Source organism: Ideonella azotifigens (genome assembly GCF_021043325.1).
In the GTDB taxonomy this organism is placed as follows: domain Bacteria; phylum Pseudomonadota; class Gammaproteobacteria; order Burkholderiales; family Burkholderiaceae_C; genus Ideonella; species Ideonella azotifigens.
This window is the reverse complement of sequence record NZ_JAJNKD010000001.1, coordinates 192,522-213,085: the sequence shown is the minus strand read 5'-3', so window position 1 is coordinate 213,085 and position 20,564 is coordinate 192,522. Positions and strand designations below refer to the sequence as shown.

8 protein-coding genes are annotated in these 20,564 nt (G+C 70.4%); 6 read left to right on the top strand and 2 right to left on the bottom strand.

The genetic code is table 11. From position 1 onward, the window contains the following. Nucleotides 1-11: 11 nt before the first annotated feature. The 3 genes from LRH25_RS00875 to LRH25_RS00865 are packed head-to-tail and all read left to right on the top strand — an operon-like array spanning nucleotide 12 to nucleotide 2,788. Complete coding sequence (locus LRH25_RS00875; RefSeq protein ID WP_141286841.1) at nucleotides 12-974, top strand: Bug family tripartite tricarboxylate transporter substrate binding protein; 963 nt, start codon at nucleotides 12-14, stop codon at nucleotides 972-974. A gap of 7 nt (nucleotides 975-981) precedes the next feature. Next, nucleotides 982-1,959 carry a Bug family tripartite tricarboxylate transporter substrate binding protein gene (locus LRH25_RS00870; protein WP_231010032.1) on the top strand — a complete coding sequence of 326 codons (978 nt, stop codon included), beginning with the start codon at nucleotides 982-984 and terminating at the stop codon, nucleotides 1,957-1,959. A 10-nt stretch (nucleotides 1,960-1,969) separates the two neighbouring features. Beyond that, complete coding sequence (locus LRH25_RS00865; protein WP_141286842.1) at nucleotides 1,970-2,788, top strand: amidohydrolase family protein; 819 nt, start codon at nucleotides 1,970-1,972, stop codon at nucleotides 2,786-2,788. 77 nt (nucleotides 2,789-2,865) lie between these two features. Here the strand turns inward: LRH25_RS00865 and LRH25_RS00860 are convergent, their stop codons facing one another. After that, nucleotides 2,866-3,231 carry a 6-pyruvoyl trahydropterin synthase family protein gene (locus LRH25_RS00860; protein WP_141286843.1) on the bottom strand — a complete coding sequence of 122 codons (366 nt, stop codon included), beginning with the start codon at nucleotides 3,229-3,231 and terminating at the stop codon, nucleotides 2,866-2,868. After that, nucleotides 3,228-3,863, bottom strand: coding sequence for a 7-carboxy-7-deazaguanine synthase (gene queE, locus LRH25_RS00855; protein ID WP_141286844.1), 636 nt, complete (start codon nucleotides 3,861-3,863; stop codon nucleotides 3,228-3,230). The genes LRH25_RS00860 and queE overlap by 4 nt, the downstream gene beginning before the upstream one ends. A 391-nt stretch (nucleotides 3,864-4,254) precedes the next feature. On the opposite strand from queE, the gene LRH25_RS00850 reads away from it, so the two are divergent. The 3 genes from LRH25_RS00850 to LRH25_RS00840 are packed head-to-tail and all read left to right on the top strand — an operon-like array spanning nucleotide 4,255 to nucleotide 20,514. Beyond that, nucleotides 4,255-5,913 (top strand): ShlB/FhaC/HecB family hemolysin secretion/activation protein, encoded by a 1,659-nt coding sequence (locus tag LRH25_RS00850; RefSeq protein ID WP_231010031.1) that lies wholly within the window; start codon nucleotides 4,255-4,257, stop codon nucleotides 5,911-5,913. A 19-nt stretch (nucleotides 5,914-5,932) separates the two neighbouring features. Beyond that, nucleotides 5,933-19,738, top strand: a complete 13,806-nt coding sequence (locus LRH25_RS00845) for a filamentous hemagglutinin N-terminal domain-containing protein (RefSeq protein WP_231010030.1) — start codon at nucleotides 5,933-5,935, stop codon at nucleotides 19,736-19,738. After that, nucleotides 19,735-20,514 carry a SapC family protein gene (locus LRH25_RS00840; RefSeq protein ID WP_231010029.1) on the top strand — a complete coding sequence of 260 codons (780 nt, stop codon included), beginning with the start codon at nucleotides 19,735-19,737 and terminating at the stop codon, nucleotides 20,512-20,514. The genes LRH25_RS00845 and LRH25_RS00840 overlap by 4 nt, the downstream gene beginning before the upstream one ends. Nucleotides 20,515-20,564: the final 50 nt, after the last annotated feature.

The following is a 20,564-nucleotide window of genomic DNA, read 5'->3' as shown; positions in this document are numbered from 1 at the left end:
GAGAACAAGCGATGCACCGCATCTGGCTGTCCACATGCACGCTGCTGGCGACGGCCGCCAGCGCGCAGACCGTTCCCTATCCGGCCCAGCCGGTTCACCTCGTCGTGGGCTTTGCCGCCGGCGGGCCTTCCGACATCGTCGCCCGGGCCTTCGGCGACCACGCGGCCAAGCCGCTCGGCCAACCGATCATCATCGAGAACAAGCCCGGCGCCAATGCCGTGCTCGCGGCGGAGGCTGTTTCGCTGTCCAAGCCCGACGGGCTGACCTTGCTGGCGGCCGCGACCAACCACACGATGATCCCGGCGCTCTATGCAGGCCGCATCAAGTTCGACGCGGCCAAGTCCTTCATCCCCGTGTGCACCTTGGCCAGCAGCGCGACCGTGCTCGTCGTCGGGCCATCGTTGCCCGTCAAGAACCTGGCCGAGTTCATCGGCCGCGCGAAGGCCAAGCCCGACTCGCTCACCTATGCGACGCCGGGCCAGGGCAGTTCGCCGCACCTCGCGACCGAGCAGTTCCAAAGGCTCGCGGGCGTGCACATGGTGCACGTGCCCTACAAGGGCGCCGCACCTGCCGTCACCGACCTGCTCGGCGGGCAGGTGGACCTGTCGTTCGCCACCGTCGGCTCCGTGCTGCCGCACCTCAAATCGGGCAAGCTGAAGGCACTGGCCGTCGCAGCGCGCCAGCGGTCGGCCCTGCTGCCTGATGTGCCCACGTTCGAGGAAGCCGGTGTCAAGGGCTATTCGATCGACACCTGGTACGGGCTGCTGGCACCCGCCGGCACGCCGGCGGGTGCCATCCAGGTGTTGACCCGGGAAGCCACCGAGTTTTCACGCTCGGCCGCCTTGCGCGAGCGTCTCGCCGGCGCAGGATTGGAGCCCGCCAACGTCTGCGGCGATGCCTTCGCGGCGCAGATCGCCCGCGAGATCGACAGCAACACGCGCATCGCGCACGACCTCAACCTCAAGGCAGAGTGACCCGTCCATGCTGAACACCACCCGCCGGGGCGCCGTCCTCGCGCTCACGCTCGCGGCCCTGCCGCTCGCCCTGCACGCCCAGGGTGTCTACCCGAACCGGCCGATCAAGCTCGTCGTGCCCTTCCCGCCCGGCGGCAACGTGGACCTGAGCGCCCGCGTCATCGCGCCTGAGCTGGCCAAGGAACTGGGTCAGCCGGTGATCGTCGAGAACAAGCCGGGCGCGAGCGGGACGCTCGGTCTGGACTACGTCGCGAAGGCGACGCCGGACGGCTACACGCTCGGCATCGCCTCGCCGGTGAACCACCTGGCCGCGCCTTCGCTCTACCCGAAGCTGCCCTACGACTCGATCAAGGACTTCACGCCGGTCGGCCTGATCGCCAGCGTGCCGATGGTGCTGGTCGTCGGCCCTTCCTCGCCAGTCAGGTCGGTACAGGAACTGCTCGCGCTGGCACGCAGCCGCAAGGGCGAGATGACGATGGCCTCGGCCGGCAGCGGCAGCGGCAACCACATCGTCGGCGAGCTGTTCCAGGACGCGACCGGCACCCGGTTCATCCACGTGCCCTACAAGGGCAGTGCCCCAGCCAACACCGACCTGGCGGGCGGCCACGTCGACATCCACTTCGACCAGCTGTCGTCGGTGCTGCCGCTGGTCCAGGGCGGCCGGCTGCGGCCGCTGGCCGTCACGACCGCCAAGCGCTCGGCGCTGCTGCCCGACGTGCCGACATTGGCCGAAGCCGGTGTACCGAAGTTCGATGCATCCACCACGCTCGGCCTGGTGCTGCCCGGCAAGGCCGCGCCCGAACTGGCCAGGCACCTGAACACGGCGCTGGACAAGGTGCTGTCCCAGTCGAACGTCAAGGAGCAGTTCGCACGCCTGGGCGCAGACGTCCGTCCCGGGACATCGGCCGAGTACGCCGAGTTCATCCGCGCCGAGATCGCGCGTACCGCGAAGATCGTCAGTGACGCGAAGATCACGCTCGAGTGAGGCGGCTAGAGTGGACATCGTCGACTGCCACTTCCACGTCATCGCGCCGGTAGAGCAGTCGCCAATGCTGCCCGGGCGCAGCTACACGCCGGCGCCGGCCTCGCTCGGCGACTGGCGCGCCACGCTATCGCCGCTGGGCGTCACGCGCGGTGTCGTGGTTCAGCCGAGCTTTTACGGCACGGACAACCGGGTGCTGCTGGCCGCGCTGGAAGAAGGCCAGGGTGCCCTGGTCGGCGTGGCGGCGGTGGCGGCCGACGTGTCGGATGCAGAGCTGGACCGGCTGGTCGCCGCAGGCGTCCGCGGCGTCCGCATGGCGCACTTCGAGCCCGGTGATCCCCGGGCCATGGGTGGCTTCGTTCGCCTGCAGGCTTTCGACGCGCTCGAAGAACGCCTGGCAGAACGCGGCATGCACCTGCAGCTGTTCACCGACAGCCGGCTGCTGCCGGCGCTCGCTGCGCGTCTTCGACGCTCGACCGTCCCGGTCGTCATCGATCACATGGGACGCACGCCAGCGCGGCTGGGCGCCAGCCACGAGGGCATCCGGGCGCTGGCGCAGCTGATGCGTGAAGGGCCGGTGTGGGTGAAGCTGTCGGGCATCGCCAACGTGTCGGACGCAGGGCCCAGCCATGACGATGCCAGGGCGGTGCACGATGCCCTGGTGGCGGCCGCGCCCGACCGGCTCGTGTGGGGTTCGGACTGGCCGCACACCAAGCCTGCGGGCAGCCGCCCGCGGACCTCTGCGCTGCTGCAGTTGTTCCGCGACTGGACGCCAGCGCCGATCGCAGATCAGATTTCTGCAGACAACGCGGCTCGCCTGTATCGCCTTTGAGTGGCGGAACGCAGGGCGGCAGCGGGCCATGGCCGGCTCGCCTTGACCACCCCTGAAGACGCGGTGACACAGTCGCTTCAGCGGACCAGCCGGCAAGCGTCGCCGCTGGCTTCGCGGCGGACTTCGACCCGGGCCAGCTTGCTGCTGTAGAGCAGCTCCATCGCGCGCCAGATGTAGGCGCAGAGGTTTTCCAGCGTGGCGGGGCCCAGGCCGTGGACTTCGTCGAGCAGGCGGTGGTCGAGTTCGAGGCGCAGGGTTTCGATGGCGCGGCGCAGGTGGCCGAGGTCGACCACCATGCCGGAATCGGCCGCGGGCTGGCCGGCCAGCGTGACTTCGGCGATGTAGGTGTGGCCGTGGATGCGCAGGCTGGGCTCTACATCCACGGTGCGGCGCAGCGTGTGGGCGGCTTCGAAATAGAAGCGCTGGCTGAGTTCGTATTTCATCGGATGCCCAGCACCTTGTGCGTCTGCACCGACAGGCGCCAGCGCGGGTCGGCCATGCAGTGCGCCGTGGCGATCTCGGCATTGCGCCGCGCCAGCGGGCCGTCCATGGCCTGCACGAAGTGGTGCGCAAACGGCAGCTCGGCCAATGCATCCAGGTCCAGCCCGGCCTGGGGAATGACAACCTTCAATTCCTGTCCCTGTTTCTGGACCAGCGTGCTGCCGGCCTTCGGGCTGACGCAGACCCAGTCCAGACCCGGCGGCGCGGCAATCGTGCCGTTGGTCTCGACGGCGATCTCGAAGCCCTGCGCATGCAGCGCTTCGATCAGCGGCGCGTCCACCTGCAGCAGCGGCTCGCCGCCGGTGAGCACGACCAGGCGCTGACCGCGGGTGTTCGCCGGCCACTGGGCGGCGACGAGCCTAGCCAGTTCCTCGGCCGTGCGGTACTTGCCGCCCAGCGTGCCATCGGTGCCGACGAAGTCGGTGTCGCAGAACTGGCAGACGGCACCGGCGCGGTCTTCCTCGCGGCCGGTCCAGAGGTTGCAGCCGGCGAAGCGGCAGAACACCGCGGCGCGGCCCGCATTGGCCCCTTCACCCTGCAAGGTATAGAAGATTTCCTTGACGCTGTAGGTCATGGCAAAGCCGGGTGGGCCGCGAAACAGGCGACGCCCGGGTCACTGAAGTCAAACGACCTAGGATTGTCCGCCATCGAGGGGAAAGGGCCCAGTTGCAACGGGCGGTCAAGGGTGTGGCAAATGTCTGCCGCGGCCTCGCTGGTCGCATCCGAAGCGGCGCGATGTGGCCGGAACACCCCTGTCAATCAAGGAAAGGGTGGTAACACGGGCGCAGCTCAAGGGATACCACCGCCCTGTTTCCACGAACACTGCCTACCGACCTCGATCTTCCGTCCCTTTCCCGTCCACGGTCCCGCAGTACCCAACCGCAACGCACCGAATGAGCCTTCGCCGCCGCCCCGTCCGCCACCCTGCAACTGCAGTTTTCCAATGGCGCCGGCTGGCGCTGGCCATGGCCCTGGCACTGCCGTTGACGCCAGCCTGGTCGCAGGTCGCCGTGCCGGCCCAGTTGCCGCCAGGCGCCGAGCCCGGCCGAGAGCCATTGCGACCACCGCAGCTGGTGCCGCAGGCCCCGGGTGGCGCCGTCGCAGTGCCGCAGGCCCCGGCCACCCGTGCACCGGAGGGGGCCGAGCAACTGCGCTTCACGCTGCAGCGGGTGGACATCACCGGCGTCAGCGCCTACCCGGCCGAGAGCCTGCGGGCGCTGTACGCCGAGTTGCTGGGCCAGACCATCAGCGTGGCCCGCGCCTTCGAGGTCGCAGCGGCGCTGGAGCTGCGTTACCGCTCGGCCGGTTACGTCACCACCCGCGTCATCGTGCCGCAGCAGACGATTGAAGACGGCGTGTTCCGCATCCAGGTGGTCGAGGGCTACGTGAGCACCATCGTGGTCGACGAGGCCGTAGACCCGGCCGCCGCCGCGGTGCAGCGCCTGCTGGCGCCGCTGAAGGACGTGAAGCCCATCAGCGTGGCCGAGATCGAGCGCCGGCTGCTGCTGGCCAATGACCTGCCCGGCCTGACCGTGCGCGCCACGCTGGAGCCTTCGGCCACCGCGCTGGGCGGCTCGACGCTGGTCGTCAGCACCACCCGCCAGGCCTTCGACGGCTCGGCCTCGATCGACAACCGCGCCTCGCCTTACCTGGGCCGCGGCGAAGTGGGCGCAGCCCTGGCGTTCAACGCGCTGGGCAGCGGCGCCGACCGGCTGACCCTGAGCGCCCACAGCTCGCTGCATTTCGACCGCAGCAGTGCGGTCTCCGGCGGCTGGGACACGCTGCTCAGCGATGACGGCACCACCTTCGGCCTCAGCGCCTCGCTGGCGCGCTCGCACCCCGGGCTGGAGCTGGACCCACTGGATGTGCGCAGCAAGGTGGTCTCCGGCCAGGCGACGGTGACGCAGCCGCTGATCCGCTCGCGGCTGGAGAACCTGCGCCTGGTGGGCCAGTTCGAGGCCCGCAACGTGGACACCGACATCGCCGGCACCGCGTTCACGCGCGACCGCCTGCGCATCCTGCGCGTGGGCCTGAGCTACGACCTCACCGACGCCTGGGACGGCATCACGGCCGCCCGCGTCACGCTGCACAAGGGCCTGGACTTCGCGGGCGCCAGCGAGCGCGGCGCGCCCACCGCCTCGCGCGTCAACGGCCGCAGCGACTTCTTCAAGCTGACCGCTGAACTGACGCGCCTGCAGCAGCTCGGTGCCCGCACCAGCCTGCAGGCCACGATGGCCGCGCAATGGACGCCGCAGGCCCTGCTGGCGAGCGAGGAAATGGCGCTGGGCGGCGCCAGCTTCGGCCGCGCCTACAACGATGGCGAGATCTCTGCCGACCAGGGCGTGGCGGCTGCGCTGGAACTGCGCTACAGCCCGGAAATGCCAGCGCTGCCCAACGGCGCCCAGGTCTACAGCTTCATGGACGGCGGCCGGCTGCGCGCCACCTCCCACGGCAACCCCATCAGCGGGCCTCACGCGCTTGCCTCCTGGGGTCTGGGCGCTCGCGCCAACCTGCTGCCCGGCGTGATGGCGGCACTCGAAGTGGCCAAACCCTTCCGCACGGAAGTGCGAACCGAGGGCAACCGCAAGGCCCGCGTGTTCGCCACCCTCAGCGCCCAATTCTGAACATCCAGCAGGTTCCTCCATGACCCATCGCACCCTGACTTCCCGCGCCCCCGCCGCGCGCGCCCGCTTCGCCCGCGACCTGCTGTTCGTTCGCCTGCCCCGCCGCGTGCGCCGCGCACTGCGCTGGCACCTGAACCGCGGCCACGGCGTGGCCTTCACGCAGCTGGCGCTGCTGGCCGGCGCTGCCGCCTCGCCAGGCCTGGCGCTGGCCAACCCGACCGGTGCACAGGTGGTTGCCGGCAATGTGCAGATCGTCAGCAGCGTGCCGGCCACGCTGGACATCCAGCAGAGCAGCAGCAAGGCCATCATCAACTGGGACAGCTTCAACATCGGCGCTGGCGAGACGGTCAACTTCATCCAGCCTTCGCTGAAAAGCGTGACGCTGAACCGCGTGCTGGGCAATGACCCGAGCGCCATCTTCGGCCAGCTCAATGCCACCGGCACCGTGATGCTGGTGAACCCGAACGGCGTCGTCTTCGGCGCCGGCTCGCGGGTGGACGTGGGCGGCCTGGTGGCCACCACTTCGAACATCAGCGACCGCGACTTCCTCGCCGGCCGCTTCAACTTCAACACGCCTTCGCCGCTGGCCACCGGCGGCATCGTCAATGCCGGCCAGATCAGCATCAAGGACAGCGGCCTGGCCGCGCTGGTCGCGCCCAGCGTGCAGAACAGCGGCGTGATCCAGGCCAGGCTCGGCCGCATTGCGCTGGCCGGCGCCGAGCGCTTCACGCTGGACTTCCAGGGCGACGGTTTGCTGAGCTTCAGCGCGGGCTCTGCCGTCACGCAACACCCGGTGGACGCCAACGGCCAGCCGGTCGCGGCACTGGTCAGCAACACCGGCGTGATCCGCGCCGATGGCGGCAACGTGCTGCTGACGGCCAGCGCGGTGCAGGGCGTGATCGACAACGTCATCAACACCAGCGGCGTGATCGCCGCGACCACCGTGGGCAACCAGGGCGGGCGCATTGTGCTCGCTGGTGGGCAGGGCGGTGGCGAGCACGGCGGCGTGGTGATGGGCGGCAGCGTGTCGGCCACCGGCCAGACCGGCGGCCATGTGACCGTCACCGGCGAAGCGGTGCGCGTCGTTTCCGGCGCCACGTTGGACGTCTCCGGCCAGGCCGGCGGCGGCGAGATCGCGCTGGGCAGCCAGGGCCGCGCCAGCGGCTACGCCGGCAAGAGCAACACCACCACCGTCGAAGCCGGCGCCAGCCTGAAGGCCGACGCACTCGCCCGCGGCGACGGCGGCAGCATCACGGCCTGGTCGACCGACACGACAGTGTTCGACGGCAGCATCTCGGCCCGTGGCGGCGAGGCCGGCGGCAATGGCGGCTTTGCCGAAATCTCCAGCCAGAAGAACATCGGCCTGAGCGGCAACGTGGACCTGCGCGCCACGCACGGCGCCACCGGCAACCTGCTGCTGGACCCGACAGACCTGCGCATCACCGACACGGCTTCCGGCGGCAGCCAGGACGGCAATGCCACCGACGCCACGGTGGCCGCGGGCGATGCCAACCAGGGCAGCGGCGCGACGCTGAACACCGTCTCGCGCGGCCTGCTCGAAAGCCTTTCGGGCAGCAGCAACATCACGCTGCAGGCCACCGGCCAGATCACGGTGGATGCAATGGCGAACCACCTGATCAACTTCGCCACCACCGCCGGCCACAGCGTGAGCCTGCAGTCCACGCAGAACGGCGGCATCCAGTTCGTCGACCCCAGCACCGAGCTGCGCACGCAAGGCGGCAGCATCACGCTGGAAGCCTTCGGCATTGGCAGCACGCTGAGCAACATCGGCAAGCTGACCAGCAACGGCGGCGCCATCACGCTGAACGCCACCGGCGACGTGCAACTCGCCGGCGCGATCAACGCCGGCAGCGGCGCGGTCACGGTGCAGAGCACGGTAGGCTCGATCAGCAACGCCGCGAGCAGCACGCCGCTGCTCAGTGGCAGCGCGGTCACCCTCAGCGCCGCAGGCGGCTCGATCGGCGCCAGCGGCAACGCCGTCAACACCCACACCGCCAACCTCACGCTGGCCTCGGGTGGCGACATCGTGGCCGGCAGCGACACGCAACTCGCCAGCCTGTCGCTCACCGCCAACCATGTGGCGCCCAGCACCGCCAACGCCTACCAGGTCAGCGCGCCCAACCTGCTGCTGCAGATCGCCGATGGCAGCAGCCTCGGCGTCACGCAGGTCAGCCAGAGCGCAAGCCTGAGCCTCGGCCTCGCGTCCGACCGCTCGCTGCTGCTCGGCACGCTCGACGTTGGCAGCGGCACGCTGGACCTGCGCAGCACCGGCGGCAACCTCACCGGCACGGCCGGCACCGCGCTGACGGCCAGCAGCGTCACGCTCACCGCGCAGGGCAGCAATGGCAACAACGGCGCGGTCGGCACCAGCGGCCAGGCCATCAACACCAGCACCGGCCACCTGGTGGCCAGCGCCGGCAGCGGCGGCGCGTTTGTCGCCAACACCGGCGCGCTGGCGCTGGACCGGCTGGACGCCACCGGCAGCTCGGCCATCAGCGCCACCGGCAGCCTGAGCGCCGGCAGCGTCAACGCCGGCACCGCCACGCTGGCGCTGACGTCCAGCGGCGGCAGCCTGCTGGACGACGGCAACGCCACCACCCGCATCGGCGCCGGCACGCTGCAGCTCAGCGCCGGCGGCGCCATCGGCTCGGCCGGCACCCGGCTGCAGACCAATGCCAGCACCCTCAGCGCCAGCGCGGCCTCCGGCGGCATCTACGCCGCCACCTCGGCCACCTCCAGCGTGTTGTCCAGCATCAGCTCGGGCAATGGCGCAATCGACATCACCGTTGGCGGCAGCAGCACGCTGACCTCGCTCAGCTCCGGCACCTCGTCGGCCAGCAACGACATCACGGTGACCGCCACCGGCACCGGCTCGATGAGCATCGGCACCGTCAACGCCGGCAGTCTGGGCGACGTGAACCTGGCCACGCTGAGCGGCTCGATCTCGGGCAGCAGCGGCGCCATCACCGGCAACACCGTGACGCTGAACGCCGCCAACAGCGGCAGCGTCTCGGTGCGCACCGCCGCCTCGCACCTGGACGTGCAGGCGGGCTCCAGCAGCATCAGCATCACGCAGACCGGCGCCGTCACGCTGGACCGCATCGCCACGCCGAGCAGCCTGGTCAGCATCACCAACAGCAGCGGCGACATCACCGTTGGCAACGTCAGCACCTCGGCCTCCGGCCAGGTCAACCTGACCGCCAGTGCCGGGGCCATCCTCGACGACGGCAACAGCACCACCCGCATCAGCACCGGCACGGCAACGCTCAGCGCCAGCGGCAGCATTGGCAGCGCCAGCCACGCGCTGCAGACCAGCGCCACCGGCCTGGCCGCCACCAGCACCGGCGACCTGTATGTGGCCAACGCCGACAAGACGCTGACCAGCCTCAGCGTGACCAACCGGCACACCACGCCGGGCAGCGTCAACACGCTGCAGGTCAGCTCCGACTACCTGAGCTTCGACGTCACCGACAACGGCAGCCAGTACACGCTGAACCGCCTGGTGGGCGTGCCGCTGAGCTCGCTGGCCTTCAGCGGCGACCAGGGCGCCATCATTGGCCAGGTGCAGGGCGCCGGCTCGGTGAGCCTGACAGCGACCCAGGGCAACCTGGTGGACGACGGCAATGCCAAAAGCCGCATCACCGCCGGCAGCACGCTGACGCTGAGCGCCACGGCCGGCAGCATCGGCAGCTCGCTGCACCCGATGGGCGCCAACGCCGGCAGCCTGGTGCTGACCACGCGCGGCGACCTCTACGTCAGCGACATTGCCGACCTCAGCTCGCTGACCATCGCCAGCTCGCACCCGGACGCGAGCACCAGCTATGGCATGGCCATCACCGCGCCGTCGCTGAAGCTGGCGGTCACCGACTCTGCGGCGGGCCACCTGGTGAGCACGCTGACCGACAACTCCTCGCTGTCGCTGAGCTTCACCAGCGACCGCGACATCACGCTGGGCACGGTCAACCTGACCAACACCGGCAGCGCACGCTTCACATCCACCGGCGGCGCGATCAAGGACGACGGCGACAAGAACACCCGCGTGCTGGCCAACAGCACCACGCTCGCCGGCAGCGCGGTCGGCGCCAGCGGCAGCGAGCACATGGACGTGGTCACCGGCACGCTGGCGGCCAGCGCCACGGCCGGCGGTGTGTATGTGGAAGTGCCCATGCCCACCGGCAGCACCAACACCACGAGCACGCTCACGCTCGGCACGATCACCGCCACCGGCGCTGTGGTGATCAACGCGCTCGAAGGCGATGTGTCGCTCGGCGGCTACCTCACCGCCACCAACCAGGCGGTGAGCCTCACCTCGGCGCAGGGCGCGATCTACAGCCCCATCGGTTACAGCATCGGCTTTGGCACCGGCAGCCTGACGCTGAACGCCGCCAAGGGCATCGGCACCAGCAGCGCACCGCTGGTGATGACCAGCACCGCCGGCAGCACGCTCAGCGCCAGCGCCGGCAACGACGTGTTCCTGCGCGACAGCGGCGCGCTGCTGCTGGCCAGCGTGGCCACGAGCAGCGGTGGCATCACCCACACCCAGAGCAGCGGCAACGTGAGCCTGGGCACGCTGAGCGCACCGGGCGCCATCGCCGTCACCGCCAGCAGCGGCAGCATCCTGGACGATGCCAACACCGGCACCGGCCTCACCGGCAGCCAGGTCACGCTGGCCGCGGCGCTCGGCAGCGTGGGCAGCGGCAGCGCGGCGCTGAACGTCAGCACGCCCAAGCTGCTGGTCAGCGCCAAGACCGACGTGGCAGTGAACGACAGCGCCACGCTGGACACGCTGAGCCTCACGCGCTCGGCCGGCTCTGCGGGCACGATCAGCATCGGCACGGCCGCGGGCCAGAGCGTGGTGATCAGCGAGGACGCCAGCAGCCACGACCTGCAGCAGGTCAGCAGCAGCACGCCGCTGGCCTTCAGCTTCAGCGGCCAGCGCAGCGTCAAGGTCGGCCAGATTGACCTGGGCGCCGCCGGCTCGGCCACGCTCACTTCGACCGCCGACATCGGCAACGACGCGGCCTCCGGCGCCTACATTGCCGCCGGCACCGTGGGCCTCACCGCCGGCAGCGCCTATGCCATCGGCACCAGCAGCAATGCCATCGCGCTGCAGGGCACCACTTCGCTGACCGCCAGCGCCGGCCGCAACATGTATGTGGCCGACGACAGCGCCTTGGCCAACCTGACGCTGACCAGCACCAACACCACCACTGCCGCCGGCACCGCCAGCGTGTTCGACATCACCGCTGCGGGCCAGACCTTTGGCATCACCGACAGCGGCACGACGCAAAGCCTGGACTTCAGCGGCACCGCGCTCGCCAACACCAGCTTCAGCACCAACAAGAACATCCAGGTCGGCGCCATCACGGCCACCGGCGACGTGACGCTCGCCACCAGCGGCGGCGGCGCCAACAGCAACATCAGCAGCGACAGCAGCAGCGGCACCATTGCCGGCAACCGCGTGCTGCTGACCGCCACGTCCAGCACCGCCGGCGGCGGCTCGATTGGCAGCAGCGGCACGGCCTTGCGCGTCGACTCGCCCACCGTGATCCTCAACGGCAGCGCCGATGTCTACGTCAGCGACGCCCAGAACCTCGCCAAGCTGGACATGACGCTGACGCACGGCGTCTCCACAGCCACCTACGGCTACGGCGTCAGCGCCGGCAACCTCAACAGCTTCGCGATCACCGACGGCGCCGCCCAAAGCATCGGGCTGGCCGTCTCCGGCGCGATGGACTTCAGCTACAGCGTGGACAGGGCCCTGAGCCTGGCCACCATAGACGCCGGCACCAGCACCACGGGCTCGATCTCGCTGACCTCGCGCAGCGCGCCCACCGGCACCGGCGCACAAATCAACCGCAGCAGCGGCAGCTTGACCGGTGGCACCGTCACGCTGTCGGCCACGGGCTACAACGGCGGCGTGGGCGCGGGCGCCACGCTCAGCACCAACACCAAGAACCTGAGCATCGCCACCGGCGGCAATGTCAGCGTGTCCAACAGCACCACACTGACCAGCCTCGCCCTGGATGCCCGGCACAACACCAGCGGCGCCAGCACGCAGAGCTACAGCATCAGCTCGACCGGGTTGACCTTCAGCATCAGCGACACCCTGGGCAACAACGCCTTCCAGCTGGCCAACATCTCGCAGAGCGGCCTGGACCTGACGCTCAAGGCCGACCGCGTGATCACCGCCAGCAGCGTCAACACCGGCGCCGGCGGCAAGGTCAACCTGAGCAGCAGCAGCTACATCCAGGGCGGCAGCGGTGCCAATGCTGGCAGCCCCAGCATCACCACCGGCGACCTGAGCCTGAACGGCGGCAGCGCCTTCGGCTACCAGGGCAGCACGCCGCTGTACACGGCAGCCAGCACGCTGGCCAGCAGCCTCAGCTCCACGCTGTACCTCTCGAACAATGGCAACCTCAGCCTGCTGGCCAACAGCGTCGGCAGCTCGGCCGACGTGGCCACCAACAGCGGCTCGCTGTTGCAGGGCAGCGATGGCCTGTTCACCACGCCAACGCTGAAGCTCAGCGCCAACCAGTCCATCGGCGCCAGCGGCACGGTGCTGACCGACGTGCGCCGGCTGACGCTGGTCTCGCGTGCCGACATCGACGTGGCCAACGCGTCCGACCTGTACGCGCTGACGATGACCTCCACGCACGGCACGCCGGGCGTGCAGAACACCATCTCGGTGACCGCACCGCGGCTCACGCTGAACCTCAGCGACAGCGTGGGCGGCAACCAGTACCACCTGGCCAACCTGCTCGACAGCAGCGGCCTGGACTTCACGCTGAGCACCGACGTGGCCTTGAGCCTGGGCAGCGTCAACGCCCAGGCCGGGCGAGCACTGGGGCTCTACAGCACCGGCAGTGGCACTGCCATCACCAATGACGGCACCAGCCTGCTGACGGCCAGCAGCATCACGCTGTCGGCCAGCGGCTCGGTGGGCGCGGCCGGCGGCAGCGGCACCCGCATGCAGACCGATGCGCTGGGGCTGGCGATTGCCACCGGCGCCAACGCCTTTGCCGACAATGCGCAGGACCTGAGCAGCCTGTCGCTGACCAGCTCGCAGACCACTGGCGGCACGGCCCCGGTCTACCAGGTGACGGCGCCTTCGCTGAGCTTCGACATCAGCGACAACGGCACGACCCACCTCAACAACGTGGCCGACAGCACCGGCCTGAACTTCGCGCTGAGCACGCGGCGCGACCAGGCGGTGGACGTGGTCGATGTCACCGCCTCCGGCACCGTGAGCCTGAGCAGCACCGGCGACATCCTCGGCGATGCCGACAGCAGCCACCGCATCACCGCCGGCAGCGCCACCTTCTATGCCAGCAACGGCGGCGCCATCGGCAGCGTGGGCAACCCCATCCACCTGACGGCACCGCTGGTCAGCTTCAATGTGACCGGCGCGCTGAACGTCGAGTCCGACACCCACATCGACCGGCTGGCCATCAACACCACGCACCCGGTGGGCTACGGCGGCACCTACAGCATTGTCTCGACCCCCATCACCGGCGCGGCCTACCAGCTCTTCAGCGCCACCGACAGCGTGACCGGCACCGCGCTGACCAGCCTGGACGACACACAGGGCCTGGCCTTCAGCTTCACCAGCGACCGGGCGATGCAGGTCGGCAGCCTGGACCTCGGCAGCACCGGCACGGTGGCGCTGACCGGCACCAGCAGCGGCGGCATCCTCGGCGATGGCGACCCCAACACCCAGGTGCAGGCGGCCTCGCTGAGCATGGTGAGCTACGGCGGCGCCGTGGGCGCCAGCGGCAGCGGCAATGGCATCGACGCGACCGTCAACAGCGTCAGCGCCACCGCGCAGGGTGGCGGCGTGAACCTGGCGCTGCATGGCCGCACCACGCTGGGCAGCATCAGCGCCACCGGCGGCATCAACATGGCCAACGACGTTGGCGACATTGCGCTGGGCTCGATCAATGCCGGCGGCAACGCCGTCAGCATCGACAACCAGGGCGGCTCCATCCTCAGCGGCTCGATCTACAACACCACCACGGTGGCCTTGACCGCAAGCGGCTCCATCGGCAACACCAGCGCCGTCGGCCTGTCGGCCAATGGCGGCGGCACCACCACGCTGACGGCCTCGGCCAGCGCGGCGCACGGTGCCAGCGGCAGCATCGCCATCAGCGAGAGCTACAACCTGGCGGCCAGCTCGGTGACAGCCCCGGCGGCCGTCACGCTGAGCAGCGGCTACACGCTGTCGCTGGGCACCGTCACCAGCGGCGGCGCCGTGACGGCGAGCTCGTCGCAAGGCAGCATCACCGGCATCAACGGCAGCAACGCCATCGGCGGCAGCAGCGTGAACCTGTCGGCCCGCTACGGCACCGGCAACGGCATTGGCAGCAGCGGCACGCGTCTGAACCTCGACACACCGCAGCTCACGCTCAACACCCCCGGCAGCATCTACGTGACCGACGCGGCCGACCTGAGCACGCTGAGCATAGACCGCACCAACTACACCGGCACCGGCAGCAGCGGCACGCTGAGCGTGATCGCCAGCGGCCTCGCCTTCAGCGCCAGCGACAGCGGCAACCTCACCACGCTGAGCACGTTGAACGACAGCACCGGCGTGGACTTCACCTACCTGGGCATTGGCTCGCTGAGCATCGGCAGCCTCAACGCCGGCAGCGGCGCGGTGCTGCTGCAGGCCTACCTGAGCAGCGGCGACGGCAACATCGACGCCATCAACGGCAGCTCGCTGATCACGGCCGGCAACCTGACGCTGCAGTCCTACGGCAGCAGCAGCCACATTGGCAGCAGCGGCAGCACGCTGGGCCTGGCGGTGGGCAGCGTGACCGCCAGCAGCGGCAACGGCGGCCTGTTCCTGCGCCAGGCCGGCTCGCTCAGCCTGGGCAGCCTCAGCACCTCGGGCGACCTGGCGGTGACCGCCAGCAGCGGCGACCTGACGCTGGGCAGCCTGAGCTACGGCAGCAACAAGACCCTGAGCCTGACCGCCAGCGGCGGCAGCATCCTGGCCGGCAGCAGCACGCTGGCCGGTGGCTCGTCCAGCGCGGCCATCACGCTGAGCGCGGCCAACGGCATTGGCACCGAACTCGCACCGGTGCTGGTCAACGGCTCGGCCGGCAATGCCATCAGCGCCAGCGTCACCGGCAACGGCTCGCTCTACCTGAGCAGCACCGGCACGCTGAATGGAGGCCTGAGCACCGCGGTGCACAACGGCGCGACCCAGGTCACCGCCGCCGGCAACATCAAGCTGAGCGCGATGAGCTCGGACACCGACGCGCTGGGCAACGACATCACGGTCACCGCCAGCGCTGGCGACATCACCGTGGGCAGCGTCTCGGGCGGCAGCAATGCGCGCTTCAACGCGGTGGACCTGTCGGCCAATGCCGGCAAGATCATCGCCACCCCGGGCGTGCTGGTCGAGGGCTTCGACGTCAGCCTGCACGGCGCCACCGGCGTGGGCGACAGCAGCAACCGCATGGCCGCCAGCGGCCAGCGGGTGCAGGTGAGCAGCGGCGGCGGCGCGATCTACCTCAACGCGGCGGCGCCCTCGGTGCTGTCCTCGGTGGACTCGAACGGCGGCGCGATCAACATCACCAGCTCGGCCGACCTGCTGCTGGCCAATGCACGCTCCAGCGGCGGCGCGATCTCGGTCACCACCAGCACCGGCGGCACCGAGCTGATCCTCGGCAACGTGAATGCAGGCAGCGGCTCGGTCACGGTGAGCGCCACCGGCACTGGCAGCTCGGTGCAGGACGACGGTAACCACAACACCCGCGTGGCCGGCGCCAGCGTCAGCCTGACCGGCACCGCCGGCGTCGGCAGCGCTGCGCAAAGCCTGCAGACGACCGCCGGCTCGCTGAGCGCCAGCAGCGCCAACGGCATCTACATCGACGACAACAACACGGCCGGCATCACGCTCAGTTCGGTGCTGGCCAGCAACGGCGCGGTGTCCCTCACCACCGCCGGCCCGACCACCGCCACGCTGGTGGCAGCACAAACCGATGCCAGCGGCAATGACGTCAGCATCAGCACCAGCAGCGGTGACCTGACGCTGGTCAACGTCTCGGCCGGCGCAAGCCTTGGCGCGGTCAACCTGTCGTCCGCCGGGTCCATCCTGGCCAGCGGCAGCGGCACGCAGGTCAGCGGCCACAGTGCCAGCCTGCTGGCCGGTGGCGACATTGGCGTGGTGAGCAACTTAGCCACCGGCGCCGGCACGCCGGTGAAGCTCGATGTCGGCAGCATCAGCGCGCTGGGCACCACCGGCAGCAACCGCGTGGTCTCGGTCAGCAACATCGGCACCGGCACGCTGAGCCTGGGCAGCAGCGCGCTCTCGCTGGGCAGCGGCAGCTCGGCCTACGTGGCCACCGCGGGCGACCTGGACGCCAGCGCCGGCATCCACCTTTCAGGCGGCAACCTGGCGCTGACGGCGGGCGGCACGCTGGTGCTGCCAACCTCCGCCATCACCACCACCGGCGCGGTGCGCCTGAGCGGCAGCACCGACGTCATCACCTCCGGCAACGGCCGCAACCTGCAGGTCAACGCCAGCAGCCTGGTGCTGCGCAGCGGCGCGGCAGGCGGCAGCACGCAGCTGACGACCGCCGTGGGCAGCCTGGACGCACAGCTCACCGGCACCGGCGCGTTGACGGTCAACAACACCGGCACGCTGGCCAGCACCACGCTTGCCACGACCAACGGCGACATCAGCGCCAGCAGCAGCAACGGCCTGAGCGCCAGCTCGGTCGTGGCAGGCGGCACCAGCCGCACCGTCTCGCTGACGGCGGGCAATGGCGACCTGACGGTGGCCACGGTGAATGCCGGCAGCAACGGCACGATCAACCTGACGGCCAGCCACGGCGCACTGACCGGCGGCGCGGCCACGCTGACCAGCCACACGCTGAACCTGGCCAGCGCCAACGGCATCGGCAGCGCGGGCCAAACCTTCGGCACCAGCGCCGCGCTGGTCTCGGCCCAGGTCAGCGGCACGGGCGACATCTGGCTGGCGCCGACCGCTGCGGTCACGCTGGGCCAGCTCAGCACCGCCGACGGCAGCATCTCGGTGGCCGGCAGCGGCAACATCACCAGCGCCACGGGTCTTTCGGCGGGCAACGGCGGCAGCCTGTCGCTCACCAGCACCGGCGGCGATGTGAGCGTGGCCCATGCGATCACGCAGGCCGGCAACGTGACGCTGCAGGGCCAGCACATCAGCGTGCAAGGCGTGAGCAGCAGCGGCGCGCAAAGCTACACCGGCGCCACCACGCTGAACGGCGACCTCAGCGGCAGCGCGATTGCACTGCACGGCAGCACCACGCTGGCCGGCGACCGCAGCCTGCTGGCCCGCAACGGCGCGCTGGTGCTGGACGGCACGCTGACCGCAGGCGGCTTCGCGGCCAGCCTGCAAGGCAGCAGCGTGAGCCTGGGCGGCAACCTGGCCAACCTGGCCTCGCTCAGCGTGAGCGGCGCCACCACGCTGTCGGCCGACACCAGCATCGCGACGAACAACGGCGCGGTGAGCTTCGCCGGCAGCCTGGACGGCGCGCATGCGCTGACGGTCAACGCCGGCACCGGCCTCACGACGCTGGCCAGCGTGGGCGGCAACACCGCGCTGGGCTCGCTGACGGTCAACGGCGCAGCGCAGCTGGGCGGCAATGTGAGCACCAGCGGCGCGCAGCACTATGCCGGCGCGGTCACGCTGGCCTCTGCCAGCACGCTGAACGGGCAAGGCGTGGCCTTTGACAGCAGCGTCAACGGCGCGCAGGCACTGACGGTCAACGCCGGCAGCGGCGACGCGAGTTTTGCCGGCGCCGTCGGCCAGACGACCGGCCTGGGCGCACTGACGGTCAACAGCAGCGGCGCCACTACCTTCGCCAGCACCGTGCAGGCCGCCTCGGTCAGCACCGATGCAGCGGGCACGCTGGCGCTGAATGGCGGCTCGGTCAACACCACAGGCACGCAAAGCTGGGGCGAGCGCGCGGTGCTGGGCGCAGACACCACGCTCACTGGCAGCAGCATCAACCTGGCAGCCGGGGCCGATGGCGCGCACCAGCTGAACATCGCGGGCGAGGCCACGCTGGGCGAGCTGGGCACCCAGCAGGCGCTGGCCGGCCTGTCGATCAGCGGCGCGGCCACGCTGCTGGGCGGCAGCATCCACACCGTTGGCTCGCAGACCTATGGCGGCAGCGTCACGCTGACGGCCGACCAGTCGCTGCTAACAGAGGGGGGCGACGTCACCCTGGCAGCCGCCAACGCGGCCAGCGCCAGCCGGAACCGCGGCCCTGGCATCGCCTCGGTCGACGGCACCGCGGCGCTGACGATCAGCACCGGCAGCGGCGCGATCACGCTGGCCGGCCCGGTCGGCCAGACCACCCGCCTGGGCGCGCTGCAGCTGGACAGCAGCGGCGCCACGACGCTGGGCGGCGCCGTGCAGGCGGCATCGGTCAGCACCGACGCGGCCGGCACGCTGGCGCTGAACGGCGGCTCGGTCGACACCACCGGCGCGCAAAGCTGGGGCGAACGCGCAGTGCTGGGCGCCGACACCACGCTCACCGGCAGCAGCGTGAGCCTGGCCGCCGGCGCCGATGGCGCGCACCAGCTGAACATCGTGGGCGACGCCAGCCTGGGCGCGCTGGGCGCCCAGCAGGCGCTGGCCGGCCTGGCCGTCAGCGGCAGCAGCGCGCTGGGTGGCGATGTCACCACGCTGGGTGACCAGCAGTACGCAGGCGCCGTCCAGCTGGCTGGCGACACCGTGCTGCACAGCAGCGCGGGCGGGCTGACCCTGGGCTCGACCGTGGACAGCACCAGCCACGCCAACCTGACGCTGAGCAGCGACGCAGGCGCGATTGCGCTGGGCGGCGCGGTGGGCGCCAGCAGCGTGCTGGGCGCGCTGACGGTGCATGCCGGCACCACGCTGGACTTCTCCGGCAACGTGCATGCCGACCAGGTCAGCGTCAACACCGGTGGGCTGACGCGTTTCCTCGGCACGCTCACGGCCGATGGCGCAGGCGGCCTGAACCTGAGCAGCGGCAGCCTGAGCTTCGCGCAGGCGGTCACGGCCACCAATGGCGCGCTCGCGCTGGTCAACACCGACAGCGCCGGCACCGCAAGCTTTGCCTCGCAGGCCAATGTGCAGGCCGCCACCGGCTTCACGCAGACCGGCGGCGCTGGCATCGTGCTGCCGGCATCGGTGCGGGTGGCCAAGGGGCCGATCACGCTCGCGGCACCGGCCAGCCTGCCCAGCGGCGAAGCGCTGATCGAAACCGAAGGCACGATCACCATCAGCGGCCTCAGCGGCCCGGCCACGCACCTGACGCTGGCCGCCGGCCACGGCCCGGTGGCCGGCAGCGGCCTGCCCTACAGCAGCACGGCCGGTGCCTTGCTGATCGGCCTGGACGACGGCAACAGCGCGCACCAGATCGACGTCGCCAGCCTGACGGTGACCGACGCCACCTCGGCGTCCCTCTTTGGCCGCATCAATGGCAAGGGCGGCGCGGTCGTGGCCTCGATGATAGACAGCGCGCTGGTCAATGCCCCGTACTTCATCAACGGCACGCCCTGGGGCCCGGTGGAGGTCATCAACCGGCTGGTGGCCACCACGGTGCCGGTCAGCGTGGTGCCGAGCACGCCGGGCGCGAATGCGCTGTTCACCCAGGTGGTGACCAGCGCCGGCCTGGCGCCGAACGCGCTGGGCGTGTACGCCGCGCCGCAGGTGCTGACGCTGAGCGCCGCCCTCTCGCCCAACCTGCTGCCAGCCCTGCCCGGCAACAGCAGCACAGAGAACAGCAGCGGCAACACCGACGAAGAAAAGAAGAAGAAACCATGACGCTGGCGCCTGCAGCCGCATCGCTGCCCCTGCTCTACCGCCAGCCCCGCGTGCTGCAGCCCGGCCTGCACAGCGGCCTGGGCTTCGCTGGCAACGGCCTCTACGGCTTTGCCGCCGAGGCCAATGCCGTGCCGCTGTTGGCGGCCGAGATGGCAGCCACCGGCCGGCGGCTGCCCATCGTCTTCACCGGGGACGCCTTGCCACAGGCCAGCGCAGTGCTGGGCCTGCGCGCGCGGCAGAACCTGTGCGTGGACGCCGCCGGCCGCTGGCTGGCCGGCCCGCATGTGCCGGCCTACCTGCGCCGCTACCCCTTCATCTTCCTGGAGGACAACGCACGCCAGGAGCTCACGCTGTGCATTGACGAAGCCGCCACCGTGGCGGTGGGCGCCGATGCGCCCGCGCTGTTCGACAGCGAAGGCCAACCCAGCGCGATGACCCGCAGCGCGCTGGCCTTTTGCCGCGACTACCAGGCCCATCACCTGCTGACGCAGGCCTTCTGCCAGGCCGTGGCCGCCGCCGGCCTGCTGGTGGACCGACATGCCGACATCGCGCTGCACGACGGGCGCCCCCTGCGCCTGGACGGCTTCAAAGTCATCGACGAAGCCCGCTTCAACCAGCTGCCGGCGGAGACGCTGGCCCAGTGGCGCGACAAGGGCTGGCTGGCCCCGGTCTACGCCCACCTCCAGTCGCTGGACAACTGGCGCACGCTGATCGACCTGGCACGTGAGGCCGCGCCGCCCATCCCTGGCCTGCCCGCCGGCACCATGCGTCAGTGATCCTCATTCTCTTGATTGAGAGGATTTCCCAATTCATGGAATTTGTTCCA